The organism is Siminovitchia terrae (assembly GCF_003605405.2).
Classification (GTDB): domain Bacteria; phylum Bacillota; class Bacilli; order Bacillales; family Bacillaceae_C; genus Siminovitchia; species Siminovitchia terrae.
Genome location: NZ_QYTW02000038.1, coordinates 1 through 18,986 on the forward strand (window position 1 = coordinate 1; position 18,986 = coordinate 18,986).

General features: G+C 41.4%; 17 protein-coding genes and 2 riboswitches. Of the genes, 12 read left to right on the forward strand and 5 right to left on the reverse strand.

Annotated elements, in window-relative coordinates:
* The first annotated feature begins 147 nt into the window (after positions 1 to 147).
* The 7 genes from D5F11_RS23545 (at position 148) to D5F11_RS23575 (ending at position 7,291) form a co-directional block, all read left to right on the forward strand.
* Positions 148 to 462, forward strand: a complete 315-nt coding sequence (locus D5F11_RS23545; RefSeq protein ID WP_120118699.1) for an iron-sulfur cluster biosynthesis family protein — start codon at positions 148 to 150, stop codon at positions 460 to 462.
* A 20-nt stretch (positions 463 to 482) separates the two neighbouring features.
* Positions 483 to 1,880, forward strand: a complete 1,398-nt coding sequence (gene lpdA, locus D5F11_RS23550) for a dihydrolipoyl dehydrogenase (protein ID WP_120118698.1) — start codon at positions 483 to 485, stop codon at positions 1,878 to 1,880.
* 33 nt (positions 1,881 to 1,913) lie between these two features.
* Entirely contained in the window at positions 1,914 to 2,783 is an 870-nt protein-coding gene (gene purU, locus D5F11_RS23555; protein ID WP_120118697.1) for a formyltetrahydrofolate deformylase, read from the forward strand.
* Positions 2,784 to 2,931: 148 nt separating this feature from the next.
* Positions 2,932 to 3,705, forward strand: coding sequence for a polysaccharide deacetylase family protein (locus D5F11_RS23560; RefSeq protein ID WP_120118696.1), 774 nt, complete (start codon positions 2,932 to 2,934; stop codon positions 3,703 to 3,705).
* A gap of 185 nt (positions 3,706 to 3,890) precedes the next feature.
* A riboswitch (purine riboswitch) is annotated at positions 3,891 to 3,989 on the forward strand.
* Positions 3,990 to 4,069: 80 nt separating this feature from the next.
* On the forward strand, positions 4,070 to 5,248 hold the full coding sequence (locus tag D5F11_RS23565; RefSeq protein ID WP_120118695.1) for an MFS transporter: 1,179 nt from the start codon (positions 4,070 to 4,072) through the stop codon (positions 5,246 to 5,248).
* Between the two features lie 153 nt (positions 5,249 to 5,401).
* Positions 5,402 to 5,584 (forward strand): H-type small acid-soluble spore protein, encoded by a 183-nt coding sequence (locus tag D5F11_RS23570; protein ID WP_120118694.1) that lies wholly within the window; start codon positions 5,402 to 5,404, stop codon positions 5,582 to 5,584.
* Positions 5,585 to 6,004: 420 nt separating this feature from the next.
* On the forward strand, positions 6,005 to 7,291 hold the full coding sequence (locus D5F11_RS23575; protein ID WP_120118693.1) for an NCS2 family permease: 1,287 nt from the start codon (positions 6,005 to 6,007) through the stop codon (positions 7,289 to 7,291).
* A 67-nt stretch (positions 7,292 to 7,358) separates the two neighbouring features.
* Here D5F11_RS23575 and D5F11_RS23580 read toward each other — a convergent pair whose 3' ends face one another.
* Together D5F11_RS23580 and pckA are read right to left on the reverse strand one after the other, a co-directional pair.
* On the reverse strand, positions 7,359 to 8,360 hold the full coding sequence (locus D5F11_RS23580; RefSeq protein WP_120118692.1) for an aromatic ring-hydroxylating dioxygenase subunit alpha: 1,002 nt from the start codon (positions 8,358 to 8,360) through the stop codon (positions 7,359 to 7,361).
* Positions 8,361 to 8,541: 181 nt separating this feature from the next.
* Complete coding sequence (gene pckA, locus D5F11_RS23585) at positions 8,542 to 10,131, reverse strand: phosphoenolpyruvate carboxykinase (ATP) (RefSeq protein ID WP_120118691.1); 1,590 nt, start codon at positions 10,129 to 10,131, stop codon at positions 8,542 to 8,544.
* A 150-nt stretch (positions 10,132 to 10,281) separates the two neighbouring features.
* Here pckA and D5F11_RS23590 point away from each other — a divergent pair, with 150 nt between their 5' ends.
* The 3 genes from D5F11_RS23590 to asnB all read left to right on the forward strand — a co-directional run bounded on the left by D5F11_RS23590 (position 10,282) and on the right by asnB (position 14,317).
* A complete protein-coding gene (locus D5F11_RS23590; protein WP_126646673.1) occupies positions 10,282 to 10,521 on the forward strand; it encodes a hypothetical protein in 240 nt (79 codons plus the stop codon).
* Between the two features lie 87 nt (positions 10,522 to 10,608).
* Positions 10,609 to 10,725: riboswitch (SAM riboswitch) on the forward strand.
* A 316-nt stretch (positions 10,726 to 11,041) separates the two neighbouring features.
* Positions 11,042 to 12,241 carry a methionine adenosyltransferase gene (gene metK, locus D5F11_RS23595; protein WP_120119600.1) on the forward strand — a complete coding sequence of 400 codons (1,200 nt, stop codon included), beginning with the start codon at positions 11,042 to 11,044 and terminating at the stop codon, positions 12,239 to 12,241.
* A 183-nt stretch (positions 12,242 to 12,424) separates the two neighbouring features.
* Complete coding sequence (asnB, locus tag D5F11_RS23600; RefSeq protein WP_120119601.1) at positions 12,425 to 14,317, forward strand: asparagine synthase (glutamine-hydrolyzing); 1,893 nt, start codon at positions 12,425 to 12,427, stop codon at positions 14,315 to 14,317.
* Here the strand turns inward: asnB and D5F11_RS23605 are convergent.
* The 3 genes from D5F11_RS23605 to D5F11_RS23615 form a co-directional block, all read right to left on the reverse strand.
* Positions 14,302 to 15,129, reverse strand: a complete 828-nt coding sequence (locus D5F11_RS23605; RefSeq protein WP_126646674.1) for a C39 family peptidase — start codon at positions 15,127 to 15,129, stop codon at positions 14,302 to 14,304. The two genes, asnB and D5F11_RS23605, sit on opposite strands and share 16 nt — an antisense overlap.
* Positions 15,130 to 15,248: 119 nt before the next feature.
* Complete coding sequence (locus tag D5F11_RS23610) at positions 15,249 to 16,073, reverse strand: C39 family peptidase (protein ID WP_126646675.1); 825 nt, start codon at positions 16,071 to 16,073, stop codon at positions 15,249 to 15,251.
* Between the two features lie 293 nt (positions 16,074 to 16,366).
* Positions 16,367 to 16,888 carry a gamma carbonic anhydrase gene (locus D5F11_RS23615; protein WP_120119167.1) on the reverse strand — a complete coding sequence of 174 codons (522 nt, stop codon included), beginning with the start codon at positions 16,886 to 16,888 and terminating at the stop codon, positions 16,367 to 16,369.
* Positions 16,889 to 17,017: 129 nt separating this feature from the next.
* On the opposite strand from D5F11_RS23615, the gene D5F11_RS23620 reads away from it, so the two are divergent.
* A complete protein-coding gene (locus D5F11_RS23620) occupies positions 17,018 to 17,821 on the forward strand; it encodes an alpha/beta hydrolase (protein ID WP_120119168.1) in 804 nt (267 codons plus the stop codon).
* Between the two features lie 22 nt (positions 17,822 to 17,843).
* Positions 17,844 to 18,944, forward strand: coding sequence for a tetraprenyl-beta-curcumene synthase family protein (locus tag D5F11_RS23625; protein ID WP_120119169.1), 1,101 nt, complete (start codon positions 17,844 to 17,846; stop codon positions 18,942 to 18,944).
* Positions 18,945 to 18,986 lie beyond the last annotated feature (42 nt).

An 18,986-nucleotide genomic window follows, 5' to 3' on the forward strand; every position in this document is an offset into this window, starting at 1 on the left:
TGTTTTTCGCACAATAAAAAGTAAATTCGCACGATAATCTTGTTTTTCGCACAATAAAAGTAAATTCGCACGATGATCCTGTTTTTCGCACAGTAAAAAATAAAACTCTCATGATAACAGTCAAACTCAAACGAAGGAGAGATCAAAATGCTTATTACGTTGACGGAGTCAGCTTTAAAGAAGCTGAAATTTTTGGATATAAAAGAAGGAAAAATTCCCCGGATTGATGCTGATGTTACCGGTGGCTGCGGAATGTCGGTGTCTTTCAAATTCGTCGTAGATGAACCGAGGAAAAACGACCATATAGTTGAATATAACGGTATTCAAATTGGTATGGACCGATTTACTCTTCGCAATTTGGGGAATATGACTGAAGTAGATTATACGGAAGAAAAGGGGTTTATTGTCGGAGACAGTTTATCCTCAGGCACCTGTGCAATCGAGTTCAATCATAAATATTGAATAAGAGGGGAAGATGGGAAATGAGAAAAATATATGATGTAGTCATTATCGGCGGAGGGCCAGGGGGATATGTAGCAGCCATTCGGGCTTCCAAGTTAGGGCTGCAGGCAGCTCTTGTGGAAAAAGCGAAATTAGGGGGAACTTGTTTACATGCCGGCTGCATTCCGAGCAAGGCATTGTTAAGAAGTGCTGAAATTTACGCCAACATGAAAAATGCAGAACAATTCGGGGTTGTTGTTCCGGAAGTGGATTTCGATTTTTCGAAAGCTCAATCAAGGAAAGAACAAATTACGGAGCAGCTTTATAAAGGTGTTCAACATTTAATGAAAAAAGGAAAGATTGATGTTTACGAGGGATTTGGAAGAATTGCCGGACCGCGAAGTGTCCTTGTAGAGAAGTCGGGGGATGGGATACTCACTTTGGGAGCTGAAAACATTTTAGTGGCAACGGGGTCACGGCCAAGGAGCCTGCCGGGCCTTGAACCTGATGGGAAATATGTGATGACTTCAGATGAAGCGTTGCAAATGACAGATTTGCCGAAATCGATTATCATTGTGGGCGGCGGTGTAATTGGTATCGAGTGGGCATCGATGTTCTCAGATTTTGGATTGGATGTAACGATTATTGAATATGAAGATCGTATCCTGCCATTGGAAGACCGGGATATCTCAAGAGAAATGCAGCGCCTTTTGAAGAAGAAAAAAGTGAAGATGATCACGAATGCCAAGGTTCTTCTCGAAACCTTGGAAAAAGGTAACGGAATTTTCATTAAGGCTGAACATAAGGGGGAGGAAAAATCTTTTACAGCCGAAAAAATCCTCGTATCGATCGGTAGAAACCCAAATACGGAAAATATCGGTTTGGATATTTTGGATGTTGAAATGGATCAGGCATTTATTAAAACGAATGAATATTATCAGACAAATGTGCCGAACATTTATGCGATCGGCGATGTTATTGGCGGGCTTCAATTGGCTCATGTGGCTTCTCATGAAGGGATGATTGCTATTGAGCATATGGCGGGGAACTGTCTGGCCAGACTTGACCCCATTCTTGTTCCAAAATGTATATATAGTAATCCGGAAGTTGCGAGTGTGGGATTAACGGAAGAACAGGCTAAAAAAGAAGGATTTTTTATAAAAACAAGCAAATTCTCTTTCCGGGCTATAGGAAAAGCCCTTGTGTTCGGAAATTCGGATGGATTTGTCAAGTTTGTGGTGGAAGAAGGATCCAGCCAGGTGCTGGGGGTACATATGGTTGGCCCAAATGTAACGGAAATGATCTCCGGAGCAGGGCTAGCACAGGTGTTTAATTTAACAGCAATGGATATTGCTGAGACTATACATCCGCATCCGACTTTGTCCGAAGCCATTGGTGAGGCTGCTTTAGCAGTTACCGGCATGGAGATTCATATGTAGTCGGCTTAATTAACAATAAACGGAGGAATAGATATGCAGTCAGAACAAAATAAAAACAGGGCGACCTTACTGATTTCCTGTCCGGAAAAACCAGGGATTATTTCGACAGTGTCCAATTTTTTACTGGAGCACCAGGCGAATATTGTCCAATTTGATCAGCATACAACAGACCCCAAAGCAGGAATGGTCTTTATGCGAATTGAATTTGAATTGAACGATTTTGAGGCCTCTCATGACAAACTGCATGAAGACTTGCAGACTCTCGGAAATGAATACAAGATGAAATGGCAGATAAACAACAAGAGGGATAGAAAACGTATGGCCATATTTGTAACCAAGCAGGATTCCTGCCTGATGGAATTGATATGGAGAGTCAAGTCAGGTGAAATAGACGCGGACATCCCAATGGTCATCAGCAATCACAATGAATTGAGAGAAATCGTTGAGAGAGAAGGAATTCCTTACTATCATATTCCAGTAAGCGCAGAAACAAAGGATGAGGCCGAAAAGCGGACTTTGGAACTCCTGGAAGGAAAGGTCGATTTTATCGTTCTTGCGAGATATATGCAAATCCTTTCTCCTGAATTCATCTCAAAGTTCCCGAATCGAATCATCAATATCCATCATTCCTTTTTACCGGCATTTGTGGGCGCGAACCCTTATGTGCGCGCTTTTAACCGCGGAGTGAAATTAATCGGTGCCACCGCCCATTATGTGACAAACGATCTTGATGAAGGTCCGATTATTGAGCAAGATGTAATTAGGGTTACGCATCGTTACACAGCGGACGACTTGAAGGTTGCCGGCCGCCATGTGGAAAAACATGTCCTAGCCCATGCTGTTGCGTGGCATGTGGATAACAAAGTGATTGTACATGGGAATAAAACAATCATTTTTACTTAAACGGCCTATCAATGGAGTGCCATTTTTGACTTAGCCGACCTGAGCATTCTCCATATTGAAGGAAGAATAGATAAAGGTGATATCCAAAATCATTTTGGGCAAACTAGCTCTATATCGAAGATTGTAGTGATTTTGGGAGGCTATCAAGTTGTTTAAACACTCATTACTTAAAAGTGTATGTGCATTCATCATATTGTTTTTAACAGGGATGGTTCAGTTAAAGATCGCATCGGCTGTTGAGACAGGGGCCTCACCGTCAAAAGATGGATATCATGTTCCCATATTAATGTACCATGCGATTGATGAATACAAAGGAAATGGCATGAAAGAATTGTATGTGACACCGGAAAATTTTGAGAGTCAGATGCTTTATTTAAAATCCGCCGGATTTACACCGATCACATTCGAAGACCTGTCGCATATTGGAAACATTAAAAAGCCAATCATCATTACATTGGATGATGGATATAAAAATAACATGAATGCTTATTACATCTTAAAGAAAATAAGTGATGCTTCATTTAAACCGAAAGCCGTCATCTTTATGATCGGAAAAAAAATAGGCAGCCAATCAGGGCTTTCTGTTAACCAATTAAGAGAAATCAGTGATTCCGGCATTATAAGCGTCCAACCCCATACGGAGACACATCCAAGACTAACAGAAACCGTAAATTACACAAAAGAATTGCAGGATATAAAAGCAAAGTTGGAAAAAATAACAGGACGAAAGGTTTCAACACTTGCTTATCCGTATGGAGATTATAATGATAAAGTGATTGAGGAAACAAAAAAGTACTATCAATATGCCGTTACGACAAATCCAGGTATAGCGAATACGACTGATTCTCCGTATGAACTGAAGCGTATACGTGTAAATTACAGCACATCATTGACTACCTTTAAAAATATGGTCAATCCATAACATCTTGCCAACAGAAACCTCCTTTTCACGAAGGGAATCAAATTTTCCTTCATGTAAAAATGTGGATGGGAATAAAACAACCATCTTTACCTGAGCAGCCGGCAGATACACGAAAAATGAAAAAGCATTTAGAGGAAACTCATACTTGAAAAAAAGTGAACAGATATGATAAAGTATAGAAGGAAAAATTCTTATAATCGCAAGCATGTATAACCTCAATAATCTGGTTTGAGGGTCTCTACCAGGAACCATAACTCCTGACTACAAAAATGGCAATTTTATTTTTGTAGTCAGGTTTTTTTATTTCTATAAAAAAGAATAAGAGGTTCATAAATGCAGTGTAACAGTATAAGGGGGAGCTTTAATGAATGTAAGAGTATTTATACTTGCTGCATCGACGATTGCAGTGGGGCTGGTTGAATTAATAATTGGTGGAATTTTACCAGTTATTGCTGATGATTTGCATGTTTCTCTTGGCACAGCCGGGCAGCTTATTACAGTGTTTGCTCTTGTTTATGCCATTTCCGGTCCTGTCCTTTTATCATTAACGGCAAAAGTTGAACGGAAAAAGTTATACCTTGTGGCTTTATTTATATTTTTTCTTGGGAATTTAATGACTTACTTCAGCCCTAATTTTTCTATAGTTATGGTTGCGAGAATCATAACAGCTATGAGTACAGCCCTAGTCGTTGTCCTTTCATTAACAATTGCTGCAAAAGTCGTTGAACCAGCACATAGAGCGAAAGCTTTGGGTTTTATTTATATGGGAATCAGCTCATCGCTTGTCTTAGGTGTACCAATAGGCATCTTGATTACGGATCATTTTGGATGGCGAACTGTGTTTTTGGGAATTGCTCTTCTTTCGATCATATCTATTCTTTTAATCTATGTATTTTTAGAGAGTATTCCTACTGAAAAAGTCCAGCCTCTATCCGTACAATTAAAATCTCTTGGCAGCATTAAAATGGCGAGTGCTCATCTAACAACTATGTTTATGCTGGCTGGGCATTATACGCTTTATGCCTATTTTACTCCTTTTTTGGAAACCACCTTAAACTTAGGTCAATATTGGATAAGTATTTGCTATTTCTTGTTCGGTCTCTCAGCCGTATTCGGTGGCGCCCTTGGTGGGACATTAGGTGATCGAATTGGGTCTCAAAAAAGTATTTTATTGGTCATCAGTTCCTTTGCCATTGTATTATTTTTACTTCCATATTCCACGTTTTCTTTTCCAATATTCCTAGTAGCGATGCTGCTATGGGGAGCACTAAGCTGGAGTCTTGCTCCTCCTCAGCAGAACTACATTATACAAATTGATCCTGATGCTTCTGATATCCAACAAAGCATTAACAATTCAGCTTTGCAAATTGGAATATCGTTGGGCTCAGCGATTGGCGGAGTGGTATTGGAGTATACACATTCAGTCATTAGCACAGCACATGTTGGTGCTGGAGTTGTTGTGATCGCTTTGATATGCGGGATTATTTCTTTAACGAGGCCCTACACGGTCAATCAAGCGGAAACATTAAAGCAAGAAGGTTGATTAATCCTTTATTTTTTTAATTTTAACGGAGAAGATGGGGGACACTATGTTCCGGTCTTGTGGGGTATGACAGCAGATCAATCAGGTCTCAGAGTATATTTATTCGGCAATTGACGAAAGGTATTACCATTATACTTAAAAGGTGGTAATGTGATGAACGCTATGCGTGCACAGGAAATTGCCAATTCTCCAGTAATGGCCATTGTAATGTTGAATGGAGAAAGGGTGTATATCCAACACGTAGATGGAGACAACGAAACAGCAAGAGTCTACCCGCTTGACGATCCTTCTAACGAACAGAATGTTCATCTATCTGATTTAGTGGAGCATGAATAACGTATTGTAGGAGGATCAGTGTCGGTGACATTTTCCTGAGACATCATCGACTATTTTCTGCTGGAATGCAGCTATCAAATATACGATGCTCTAAAAAAAGACTGCCAGAAAGTCATTATCATTGACTTTCTGGCAGTCTTTTTTATCGTGGGAAAAAGTGCCAAAAAATAAGTAGGGGAATATTGGATGAAATAACCTTTCTAAAAGACGAACATTAATAATTAAATAAAGTTTAATGTTCATAAATAAGCTAAAAAATATGCAGTTTTAACCGCTTTTTTCCTTTTTGCTATGTTATAATTAATTGCTTTTTGATATTGGATGTTTTCATACACTCAAAATAGTGGAGATTTTCCAATTTAATCCAAGGTTTTTAACCAAAGAAGTTAGAAACCTTCTCAATTCCTGGAGGTGTATTGAATGGCTCTTTTTAGTCTGAAGGAAAACAATACGAACGCCCGTACAGAGCTAACAGCTGGAGTAACTACGTTTTTCACAATGGCTTATATTATTGTGGTGAACCCGGCTGTTCATGCTGCGGCAGGAGTTCCATTTGAACAAGTATTCATGGCTACGATCATATCAAGCATTATAGGAACTTTGATTATGGCATTCTTCGCCAATTATCCAATCGCTGTTGCCCCAGGGATGGGTTTAAATGCCTACTTTGCCAGTGTTGTTGCTTCTCAGGGAATTTCGTACCAAGTTGTGTTTGGTGCAGTTTTTCTAGCAGGAGCAATATTTGCCCTGTTGAGCTTTACAAAATTTAGGGAGATATTAATCAGTGCCATTCCTGAATCTTTAAAGTACGCAATTACTGCAGGCATCGGCTTATTTATCGCCTTTTTAGGGTTTACAATGTCCGGTCTTATTGTTCCAGGTGAGGCAAATATCATCGAATTGGGTGATATACGTGAACCTATGACCGCTTTAACTATTGTAGGTCTTTTTATTACATTAATTTTAATGGCAAGGAATATTAAAGGAGCTTTATTTCTAGGCATGGCTGTAACGGGGATTATTGCCTACTTTTCCGGACAGCTCGAGTTCACAGGCTGGGTATCCGCACCGCCGACGCCTGTTTTCTTTGATTTGGATATTAGCGGAGTCTTTAAGCAAGGACTATATTCTATACTGTTCGCCTTTTTATTGGTAACCATATTTGAAACAACCGGAACAATCATAGGGGTGGCGGAACAGGGCGGTTTTATGAAAAACGGACAGTTGCCAAGGGCAAAATCGGCGTTATTTGCTGATGCAAGTGCAACAATGGTGGGCTCTATGTTCGGAACAAGCCCTTCAAGTGCCTATATTGAGTCTTCAGCGGGTGTGGCTGCGGGCGGAAAAACAGGAATGACTACTCTTGTTGTAGCAGCGTTATTTGCTGTTTCTGTCTTCTTTACCCCTATCATCGGGGCAATCGCTAATGTAGCGGCAATTACAGCACCGGTTCTGATTATCGTCGGCTGTTTTATGATGGATGGGCTGGCACATATCAAATGGAGAAAGTTCGATGAAGCCTTCCCGGCTTTTGCAGTCATCATGGCAATGCCCTTGACATCAAGCATAGCTACCGGTATTGCTGTAGGGTTTATTACTTATCCTTTATTAAAATTGGTGACAGGAAAAGGAAAGGAAATCCATTGGATTATCTATTTATTTGCTGTTATTTTTGTTTTGCAAATGTTATACTTCCCGGCGAATTAATTAAAACAAAAGACTGCCATGAAAGTCAGCGGTAACTGCTTTCATGGCAGTCTTTTTCATACAAAACTTATTCCGTACCTAATTTGACACCGAGCTTTTTCAAATATTGACGATAGGCAATACTCATGCGATCGCACACTAACGACAATTCAACCTGCAAATCAAGTGGCAGCTCTTCCGGCTTTTGGTTCTCGATGATTGGCTTGTCCTCTTCAAAGATTTCGTCTTGGAAGAAAACAATCTGTTCATCCGTCAATCCCGTATCATAATTAAATGATTCGATAGCGTATGCGACGGATGTCTCCTCATCGACCGGTCTGATGGTAAATGTAATAGACATGATTGAATCATCTTCAGGATCTCTTTTGGAGAATTTCACCGTGCAAGGGCGTAGGATTTCATACGTATAATACATAATCTTCTCTTTACCGGTCCCATCTGCATCAGGCTGGTAGACAGGGATCTCATCTGAATAGATTCGTCCGTCTTCTTCATGTACTTTATAGTCTTTAATTTCACGGTGTTCTTCAGATCCTAGAGTTCCTTCATGGACAACGGCAAGATGCCCGACATCAAGGAAGTTTTCCGCAACCCGCGGCGGTTTCGCTTTTGCTTCTTGCGGTCCCCAGATGACATGGTGGAAAGAGTCATCCTCCGATTCGGTATGGCGGAACATCTCCGGCTCATTTCCTGCAAAATTGACCCAAATCAGCCCATATTTCTCTGTACAGCTATATTTGAATGCTTTTGCCTGTTTAGGAATTTTTCGTCCTTCCGGTAATTGAGGGATACGGACACACGCTCCGCTGTCATCGTATTCCCAACCGTGGTAAGGGCAAACTAAACAATCGTTTTTAACTTCTCCCAAAGATAATGCCGCTCCTCGATGGCAGCACAAATCTTTAAAAGCATGAACACCTTTGCTATTTCTGAAAATGACTAATCTTTCACCCATTAATTTAATCTGGATGGGTTCTTCTTTCACATCTGCAGATCGGCAAGCAACTAGCCAGTCTTCTTGCAGTACTTGATCATCCAATAAGTTGCTCCGTTTTAAATTGGTTGCCATACATGTCCCTCCATAAGTAATAATAGTATTCCCTTTTTAACTATATCTTTTCTTTGGCTGTTGTAATGCCTGTTCTGTTTTCGGTTTGGGCTATCCATAAAAAACAGCACCTTTTATTGTAATGGATAACAATAGAAGGTGCAGGTGATTAATATAATTGAAACTCCATCGGAGGGGAGTATTATTTAACAGTCGGTCCACCCAATTCAGCAATGGAGTTATCGACATGGTCAAATTTTTTGAAGTTGTTATTAAACTTATCTGCAAGTTCTTTAGCCTTAGCCTTATAGTCTTCTTCGTTGTCCCAAGTTTTGATTGGTTGTAAAACTTCGTCAGGTACTCCTGGAACGTGAAGTGGAATAGAGAGGCCAAACACTTCATCTTTTGTTGTTTCCGCATTATCAAGCTCACCGTTTAAAGCTGCTTGGACCATGGCACGAGTATAGCCTAGGTTCATTCTTTTACCTACGCCGTATGAGCCGCCAGTCCATCCAGTGTTGACAAGGAAGACTTGAACGCCATGCTCATCGATTTTCTTTCCGAGCATTTCTGCATAGCGTGCTGCAGGAAGAGGCAGGAATGGTGCACCGAAGCATGTAGAGAATGTCGCTTCAGGTGAAGTGACCCCACGTTCTGTTCCAGCAAGCTTGGATGTAAAGCCGCTTAGGAAGTGATACATAGCCTGCTCTTTAGTCAGCTTGCTGATTGGAGGCAATACTCCAAATGCATCGGCTGTCAAAAATACGATAACAGATGGATGTCCTGCAATGCTTGGTTCGACAATATTATCGATGGCTTGAATCGGATATGCAGCTCTTGTATTTTCTGTCAAGGATGTGTCATCATAGAGAGGTTCACGTGATACTGGGTCTACAATCACATTCTCCAAAACAGAGCCAAAAGTAATAGCATTATAAATTTGTGGTTCTTTTTCATATGACAGACCTGCTGTTTTCGCGTAGCATCCACCTTCAACATTAAAGACGCCGTTTGGAGACCAGCCGTGCTCGTCATCACCAATCAAGCGGCGGTTCGGGTCGGCAGAAAGGGTTGTTTTACCTGTTCCGGATAATCCGAAGAAGAGGGCAACGTCGCCTTCAGTTCCTACGTTTGCGGAGCAGTGCATGGATAAGATATCTGCTTCTGGAAGTTCATAGTTCATGACAGAGAAAATGGATTTTTTCATTTCTCCTGCATATTCTGTACCGCCGATTAGCACGATGCGGCGTTCAAATGAGACAATGATGAATGTTTCGGATTTTGTACCGTCAACATTTGGATCTGCTTTGAAGCCAGGTGCAGAAATAACAGTGAATTTTGCGTCGTGTTCGGTTAGTTCCTCGCCAGTTGGGCGGATGAACAGTTGGTGGGCAAACAGGTTATGCCAGGCATATTCGTTGATTACCTGAATAGGCAGGCGGTATTTTTCATCGGCACCTGCAAATCCTTTAAATACAAAAATTTCTTCTTTTTCCTGTAGGTATGAAACAACTTTTGAATATAAATTTTCAAATGACTCGGATGAAATCGGCTGGTTCACAGAACCCCAATCGATCTTGTCTGTGACAGACGGTTCATCAACGATAAATTTGTCTTCAGGAGAGCGGCCTGTATATTTCCCAGTTTCGGCACGAACAGCACCAGAAGTTGTCAGAACCCCTTCTTCACGGCTTAGGACCTTCTCGACAAGTTGTGGTACTGATAATTGAGTATGAACATTCTGTCCATTCAATAATTGCACTAATTCGCTTTTGATGCCTACTGAACTCATATGTTTACCCTTCCTTTGTTATATATTTAAGCTATAAAGTTTACTTGAGAAATAGTATAACACATTTAATTCATTAGTCTATACTAATTTTGAATTATTTCTTGAACAGGATTTGACGAAATGAAATTTGTTTAGAAGGAATCAAATAAAATGGTGAAAATTAAGTCGAGATGGCTGTATTTTAACTTCATTCAGCAGAAGTCTCCCACTTCAGTAAGTGGTGAGACGAATGCCTATTGGTATTCCATTCAGCGGGGGTTCAAACCCGGACTGAATAAAGTTAAAGCCTCCGACGGATGCCACAGATTTTTAGAGGAAATTTATCGAGCGGAGATCGATAAATTCTGGGCGCAAATACGCCAAGGCGCATTTGATCTCTTAAAGCTGTAAAGAAAAAAGTGGATGTCTTCATTAATATTACTTTTCCCGGTTGACATTGATTTATTATTTGAGTTATGATTTTGAGTTGAACGGATACTCTTATCCTGAGATGGTGGAGGAAACAGGTCCTTTGAAGCCCGGCAACCTGCTGTCTGCTTTACAGACAGAAAGGTGCTTACCTGTAGCAAGGCTATTAGCCTTGGGCGATAAGAGTGAAAGGCTCGGAACACATCGACTAAACCTTTCCTCAACTTAATGTCAAGGAAAGGTTTTTTATTTTAATCAGTCCCATTTCCAAGGTGTGCTTCTATAATAAAGGACAGAGTACCGTTGTTTGGATAAATATTTCATTTTAAGAAGTTCAAAAAGTCACCAAATAATAAGCGGCAAATCCCTTCGTTGGCTTGTTTCTGTACTGCTCATGTATCTAAAAGCATGCATTCCGCTGCGTATAACAAGCCGCTTTGACCTTTTTGCATCTAAAATTGGTACCTTTTTGAACACGCATTTAACAAAAGGAGGAGCTTTGATGTCCCATAATCGGCATTTGTTTACATCGGAGTCTGTTACGGAAGGACATCCGGACAAAATTTGTGATCAAATATCAGATGCGATATTGGATGCGATTCTTTCGGAAGATCCTAATGCACGTGTTGCTTGTGAAACTTCCGTGACTACAGGGCTGGTGCTCGTTGCCGGAGAAATTACAACAACTACTTACGTGGATATTCCAAAAATTGTCCGTAACACGATTAAAGAAATCGGGTATACTCGTGCGAAATATGGATTTGATGCTGAAACGTGTGCGGTGCTCACATCCATTGATGAGCAGTCTCCAGATATTGCAGCAGGGGTGAATACAGCACTAGAAGCGAGAGAGGGCAATATGAGCGAAGAGGAGATCGAGGCAATTGGCGCGGGGGATCAGGGTCTTATGTTTGGTTTCGCGTGCAATGAGACAGAAGAACTCATGCCGCTTCCAATCTCACTTTCTCACAAGCTTTCCAGAAGGCTGGCACAAGTGCGTAAAGAGTCCATTTTGCCTTATTTGAGACCAGATGGTAAAACTCAGGTCACGGTGGAATACGACGAAAATAATCAGCCAGTAAGAATCGATACGATTGTTTTGTCTACCCAGCATCATCCTGAAATCGAACTTGAGCAGATCAAAGCGGATATTAGAGAACATGTGATCAAACCTGTAGTACCTGCTGAATTATTGGATGATGAAACGAAATATTTCATTAATCCGACAGGGCGCTTTGTGATTGGCGGTCCTCAAAGTGATGCGGGATTGACAGGAAGGAAAATCATTGTTGACACTTATGGAGGATATGCACGCCACGGCGGAGGAGCTTTCTCAGGGAAGGATGCTACTAAAGTTGACCGTTCAGCCGCTTATGCTGCTAGGTACGTTGCCAAAAATATTGTAGCAGCAGGGCTTGCCGATAAATGTGAAGTGCAGCTTGCCTATGCAATTGGTGTGGCGCAGCCAGTATCCATCTCAGTCGATACATTTGGAACAGGAAAAGTTTCGGAAGAAAAGCTTGTGAAGGCCATCAGGGAAAACTTCGATCTTCGTCCGGCAGGTATCATACTCATGCTTGACCTGCGCAAACCTATTTACCGTCAGACAGCGGCATACGGGCATTTTGGACGTACCGATATCGACTTGCCTTGGGAAAGAACAGACAAAGCGGAGGCGCTTATTCGTTCTACTTCACTTTAATTTCATTATGGAAATGTAAAAGGGCGGGGGTGCGGAAGGCATCTCCGCTCTTTTAGAGGATTGTACTTTTATGTAGAAACTTAAGTAATAAACCTGCCAAACGATGTGAAATAATGATAATATAAAAAAGGTGTGCAGAATTCACTAAGAGCACTTGAATCTTATTAGAGTAGGTGACACTAAATGTGCGGTTTTATCGGGTGTATGCATAATCATGCAAGGGAAGAAGCAACGACTGACCAAAAGTTTCAGCAAATGAACAATATAATTACTCACCGCGGGCCTGATGATGAAGGATATTTTCAGGATGAATATGTCCAGTTTGGCTTCCGTAGGCTAAGCATCATCGATATTGAAAGCGGGAGCCAACCGCTTTCTTATGAAAATGAGCATTATTGGATCATTTTTAATGGAGAAGTATACAACTTTGTCGAACTTCGTGAAGAATTGACTGAAAAAGGTTTCACATTTGAAACTGATTCCGATACAGAAGTGATTATTGCTTTGTTTAGTGATTTAAAAGAAAAAGCGGTTGAGAAACTTCGAGGAATGTTTGCCTTTTTGATATGGGATAAAGAAAAGCAGGAACTATTTGGAGCAAGAGATCCATTTGGAATCAAGCCTTTCTTTTATATAGAGGAAGGAGACCGTTCATTCTTTGCTTCAGAGAAGAAAAGCATATTGCTGGCCATGGATAAAAAAGAATTGAATACTGAAGCCCTTCAGCAATATATGACATATCAGTTCGTTCCGGAGCCGGAAACGATGACACGTCACATCAAGAAGCTTGAACCTGGGCATTATTTTACAAAAAAGCCTGGCCAATCGATGAACATTAAACGTTACTGGAGAGCGAACTTTAAGCCAGTCCAGCATAAGTCCGAAGAAGATTTCATCAATGAAATCAGGGATGTTTTATTCGACTCGGTCAATATCCATATGCGCAGTGACGTGCCGGTCGGTTCATTCCTTTCTGGAGGAATCGATTCTTCTATCATCGTTTCAATTGCGAAGCAGTTCCATCCAAATATTAAAACCTTCTCAGTCGGGTTTGAACGGGATGGTTTCAGTGAAATTGATGTGGCTAGAGAGACAGCCGACAGACTTGGAGTTGAAAATATCAGCTATGTGATCAGCCCGGAAGAATACATGAAAGAATTGCCTAAAATTATGTGGCATGCGGATGATCCGTTAGCTGATCCTGCTTGTGTACCGCTTTATTTTGTTGCAAGGGAAGCAAGGAAACATGTAACAGTTGTTCTTTCAGGTGAAGGAGCAGATGAACTTTTTGGCGGGTACAATATATACAGGGAACCTCAATCTCTCGAAATGTTCGATAAGATTCCAGAAGTGGGAAAATCCCTTTTACGGGCACTTGCTAAAACTCTGCCAGAAGGCGTTAAAGGCAAGAGCTTTATTGAGCGCGGTGTAACACCGATGGAAGAGCGTTATATTGGAAACGCAAAAATGTTTTTAGAGAATGAGAAAAAGGAACTGTTAAATCATTATCATCCGGATATCAATTATCTTGATGTTACAAAACCGCTCTATGCAGAATCGGCAGGATATGCTCCTGTTGAGCAAATGCAGTTCATCGATATCCATACTTGGATGAGAGGCGATATTTTACTGAAAGCGGATCGGATGACGATGGCCCATTCACTTGAACTCAGGGTGCCATTCCTTGATACGAAGGTATTCGATTTGGCTTCCACAATTCCGACAAGCCTCAAAACAGCAAACGGAACTACAAAATATGTTCTGAGAAAAGCAGCTGAGGGAATTGTCCCGGATCATGTATTAAACCGTAAAAAACTGGGCTTTCCGGTGCCAATCCGTCATTGGCTGAAGGATGAAATGCATGATTGGGCCAAAGATGTCATAAAAAACAGCCAAACAGATCATTTGATCAATAAGCAGTATGTTTTGAAACTGTTGGAAGATCATTGCCAGGGGAAAATGGATTACAGCCGTAAAATTTGGACTGTGCTTGTATTCATGGTTTGGCATGCAGTCTTTGTTGAAGAACGATATAATTTTGAAAAAGAAATGGCAGCCGCTCACTCAACCTTATAGGTGAGCGCTTGGCTGCCCATTTGCACCCATGATTTCTCGAAATCTCCAATGGGTGCTTTTTTATTTTTCTTTCCAGTAAGGGGATCATTGAAGTATACATATTTATCATCATAGCCAGTGACTAAAACTGAATGTTCTTCCATTGTGATTTTGATCGGTCCAGAACCTGTTTCCCACGTTTGAAAGTAAGAGTCGGGTAGTTCGCGGTATTCGGCGTTAATGATGACCCACACTGGCCTTTCGTCAGACAATGGAATTTTCAATTCTTGAAATGGTTTGCCGGATAAATCAACCATTTTCCCCGGCATATATTCTTCTCCAAGCTCCTGGATCGGTTCGTGATAAACACCGAGTCCCGGTTTGCTGAATGAGTACATATCGCCAACAAAGCCGTTATGCGGATTCCCAAAATGAACCTTCCCGTTCTTTATGACCCGGTGGGCGGGGTCTTTTTTTAATTCTTCGGCCAACTTCATCTTATCTGTCTCAATTCCTGCATGTTCAAGAAGCATTGCTAAGGAAGTCACTTCGCAGCCGCGTGGCAGTTCAGGGAGCTGATTGATAACAGGAGCATCAATTGAGACTTTATCCTTTATTTTGATTTCAGGCGGCTTTTCTTGTTTCACTTGGATAGGACGAAAGTCGGTTTGTGTTTCCACAGGTGGGGGAGCCGCTTGATCTCTGGAGCAGGCAACAAGAGTGGTGGTAAAAATTATCGGAAAAATACAGACGAAATTACGCCTGGCATATTTTAACGGGAGAAGAAATTTACAAATGGCAGTAATGTTGAACATCATGCCCTTCATTTTCACATATCTCTCCTTTGAACAGTACTTTAATCATATTGTCGGTATTTGACTGTCCAAGATACGGAACATTAAATGGAAGTCATGCAGGGACCCTTTTCCTTTTAATAAAAAAAAGCAGCCGCTCACTCAACCTTATAGGTGAGCGCCTGGCTGCCCATTTGCACCCATGATTTCTCGAAATCTCCAATGGGTGCTTTTTTATTTTTCTTTCCAGTAAGGGGATCATTGAAGTATATGTATTTTTGGTCGAATCCTGTTATCAGGACAGAATGTTCTTTCTTCGTGATTTTTACAGGTCCAGAATCTGTTTCCCATGTTTCAAAGTAAGAATCTGGAAGTTCACGATATTCGGCATTGATGATGACCCAAACAGGTCTGCCGTCAGACAGCGGGATTTTTAATTCCTCGAAAGATTCTCCTGTCAAATTCACTATTCTTCCAGGCAGATACTTTTCTCCTAGTTCCATGATGGGTTCATGGTAAACCCCAAGCCCGGGTTTACTGAAGTCATACATATCTCCCACAAATCCCTTATGGGGATTTCCAAAATAGACTTTTCCGTTTTTGATTACATAAGAGGAGGGATCCCTTTTTATTTCTTTAGCAAGTGTCATTTTATCTGCGCTTGTTCCCGCGCTTTCAATTAGCATGGCAAGCGAAGTGACTTCACAACCGCGCGGAAGCTCCGGCAATTGCTCGATAACAGGAAAGTCCAATAAAACCTTGTCTTTTATTTTAATTAACTGAATATCATCGTTTTGCTGCATTTCCTGGGATGCCGTAGCTGTTTGCTGTTCCGTATCATTCATTGTGTTAAAAAGGACAATAGTGAATGTGCACGCTGCTATAAAAAAGGAAAAAATTGCCTTGTGTGAGCTGCGATTTCCCAAAAGAAGAATGAGCATAAAACCGATAATAAGAACTAAGAAAATAGGCCATGCATTCATATTGGATCTCCTTTTTAAAGAGTAAGAAAATGTAAAATCCAACGAAATACTTACATATGTCTACAAGTGCAATCGAAGCGACAGGATGCCGCGTCCCGAGCCTGCCGAAGCCACAGGATGTGGCGGTCTGAGGCGGTCAGGCGCCATCGGCGCACGGATCAAGTCAAATGGTTGGCAGAGGGACTAGCTCCTCGCAATCGCCTCGAGCTTTTCTTAGAAAAATACTCCGTTATGAATTACATCGACATAATTGTACAAAGTTCCACTGTTTCATGTGAAAAGTATTTGAACTCTTATTTATTTTTTTGCATAGCTTGATAATATTGGCCTTTTTCAACATACTCTCTTGAGATGCGGATCATTTCTGCACGGTCTTTTTCATTCACTTCCCGGATCACTTTGGCAGGGCGTCCGAAAGCGACGGTGTTTGGAGGGATAATCTTACCTTGTGGCACAAGACTTCCTGCTCCAATGAACGCTCCTTCTCCGATTTCCGCATTGTCCAAAATGATGGACCCCATGCCAATCAAAGCTTTTTTCCTTATGACACAGCTATGCAAAATTACCTGGTGTCCAACCGTGACCTCATCTTCAATGATGAGTGGGTTTCCCGGACTTTGATGGAGTACAGAATTATCTTGGATATTGACTTTTTCTCCAATGATGGTTGGAGCTACATCACCTCTGATCGAACAGTTGAACCAAATACTTGAATTTTCGCCAATGATGACATCTCCTGTAATGGTGGAATAATCGGCGATAAGTACTGACGAAGGGATCTGCGGAGACTTCCCTTTATATGGATAGACAGCCATAACTAACATCCTTTCAATACTTTTTAACACTATCATAACGAAAAAATGTCCAGTGCTCTATAGGAAAAGAGATTCTTGAGTGGAAAAGGGGTAGAATACTTTTAGATACAATTGGGAGGAGTCTGGAAAATGCGGAAATGGGAAGCAGAAGGAAAAGCCAAGGGAGTTATGGTCATTGTTCATGGAGCCATGGAGCATCACGGGCGGTATAGCTGGCTACGAAACATGTGGGTGCTGAATGGGTTTCATGTTGTGATGGGCGATCTTCCAGGACAAGGACTGACGACAAGAGCATACAGAGGTCATATTGATTCATTTAATGAGTACGTGGTAGAGGTGAAGAAATGGATGCAGGAAGCGGCAGAATACCGCCTGCCCGTTTTTCTTCTTGGCCACAGTATGGGCGGATTGACTGTGATCAGGATGCTTCAAGAAGGGGAACAAGAGGTGGCAGGAGCTATTCTTTCATCGCCGTGTCTTGGCTTAGCTCACTACCCACCAATGTCGCTCAATGCCTTGTCAGTCGGTTTGAATTGGATTGCCCCAGAGTTAAAAGTAGACAGTCATTTAGACGTCGACCTTGCTACTCGAAGCTTGGATGCAAAAGATCGTGCGTTGAATGACAGTCTATTTGTGACAAAGGTTTCGGTCCGCTGGTACAGGGAGTTATTAAAAGCGATGAAAGAAGCCTTCGCGAATATTTCGGATTTTCCTGATGTTCCTATTTTGGTGATGCAGGGCGGAGATGATAAAATTGTGAATAAAATCGATGTGCAAAATTGGTTTAACGAGCTGGGCATAACCGAAAAGCTTTATAAAGAATGGCCAAAGTGTTATCATGAAATATTCAACGAGCCTGAAAGGGAAATGATTTTTGACTATGCAAAAAGCTTTGCCGAGCTTCGGCTGCGGCTTCTACAATATCAAATTTAGAGTAAGCTAGGTGATATCATTTATGCTGCCAACCCATCCTATTACACTTATGAATAAAGTTTACCGGGAGATAATGCCGACAGTTCATATGGAGTTATCCTACTGGAAGGACCGGGCGGGCGCGATTCCAAACGAAGAGCTGAGACGGCAGGCTCTGGCAAGTATACAATATAAAACTTTTCACTGCGAAGGCGGGGCAATTATGGCCCTTGCTGCTTTGGAGCATAAAAAAGACGCCATCAAATTTATCGTGGCCTATCAAACAATCAGTGATTATTTGGATAATCTATGCGATAGGAGCACTTCCATGGATCCAAAGGATTTTGCGGCTTTACATGAATCTATGGAGGATGCATTGACGGTAGGCGCAACAGAGCGGGATTATTATCGCTTTCGTGAGGACAAAGATGATGGAGGATATTTGGCAGACTTGATGAAGACGTGCCAATCCGTTCTTAAAAGCGAGCCTCATTATGAGATGATCAAGCCCTACCTGCTTGAGCTTTGTAAGTATTATTGCGATTTGCAAATACATAAACATGTTTGCAAAGAAGAGAGGGAAGAACGCCTTAAAAAATGGTTTGCTGAACATGAGCGCCACTTGCCAAAAATGGGCTGGCACGAATTCTCAGCCTGCTCTGGCTCGACGCTTGGCATTTTTTGCCTCGTTTCCTATGCTTTGAGGGATGATTTCGAAGAAAAGCATGCGAAAATGATTCGAGAAGGCTATTTTCCGTATATTCAAGGGCTCCATATTTTGCTTGATTATTTTATTGATCAGGATGAGGACAGGGAAGGTGGAGACTTGAACTTCTGTTTTTATTATAAGAATGAAGAGGAGATGCTGGACCGTTTTATCCATTTCCTCGAGGAAGCCGACAGACAAACCAAACACTTGCCAGACAGGAAGTTCCATAAGCTGATCAACCGTGGTTTGCTTGGGGTGTATCTTTCCGATCACAAAGTGAATGAGCAGGCCGATGTCAGGGCGCTCGCCAAAAAAATTATGAAGCGCGGTGGTCTGATTAGCCGTTTTTTCTATTGGAATGGCAGAGCGTACAGAGCATTCCAAAAGAAGTTTACTGGAACAAGAAAATTTTCATCGACCACAGTAAAGTCATAGATCATTCACAAAACGCTCTTCCCTAGTGGAGGGGCGTTTCTT

Coding starts and splice junctions, on each gene's coding strand:
- asnB (WP_120119601.1), top strand. CDS start 12,425: ATGTGCGGTTTTATCGGGTGTATGCATAATCATGCAAGGGAAGAAGCA.
- D5F11_RS23565 (WP_120118695.1), top strand. CDS start 4,070: ATGAATGTAAGAGTATTTATACTTGCTGCATCGACGATTGCAGTGGGG.
- lpdA (WP_120118698.1), top strand. CDS start 483: ATGAGAAAAATATATGATGTAGTCATTATCGGCGGAGGGCCAGGGGGA.
- D5F11_RS23575 (WP_120118693.1), top strand. CDS start 6,005: ATGGCTCTTTTTAGTCTGAAGGAAAACAATACGAACGCCCGTACAGAG.
- metK (WP_120119600.1), top strand. CDS start 11,042: ATGTCCCATAATCGGCATTTGTTTACATCGGAGTCTGTTACGGAAGGA.
- D5F11_RS23625 (WP_120119169.1), top strand. CDS start 17,844: ATGCTGCCAACCCATCCTATTACACTTATGAATAAAGTTTACCGGGAG.
- D5F11_RS23580 (WP_120118692.1), bottom strand. CDS start 8,360: ATGGCAACCAATTTAAAACGGAGCAACTTATTGGATGATCAAGTACTG.
- D5F11_RS23610 (WP_126646675.1), bottom strand. CDS start 16,073: ATGAATGCATGGCCTATTTTCTTAGTTCTTATTATCGGTTTTATGCTC.
- D5F11_RS23620 (WP_120119168.1), top strand. CDS start 17,018: ATGCGGAAATGGGAAGCAGAAGGAAAAGCCAAGGGAGTTATGGTCATT.
- pckA (WP_120118691.1), bottom strand. CDS start 10,131: ATGAGTTCAGTAGGCATCAAAAGCGAATTAGTGCAATTATTGAATGGA.
- D5F11_RS23615 (WP_120119167.1), bottom strand. CDS start 16,888: ATGGCTGTCTATCCATATAAAGGGAAGTCTCCGCAGATCCCTTCGTCA.
- D5F11_RS23590 (WP_126646673.1), top strand. CDS start 10,282: ATGGTGAAAATTAAGTCGAGATGGCTGTATTTTAACTTCATTCAGCAG.
- D5F11_RS23545 (WP_120118699.1), top strand. CDS start 148: ATGCTTATTACGTTGACGGAGTCAGCTTTAAAGAAGCTGAAATTTTTG.
- purU (WP_120118697.1), top strand. CDS start 1,914: ATGCAGTCAGAACAAAATAAAAACAGGGCGACCTTACTGATTTCCTGT.
- D5F11_RS23570 (WP_120118694.1), top strand. CDS start 5,402: ATGAACGCTATGCGTGCACAGGAAATTGCCAATTCTCCAGTAATGGCC.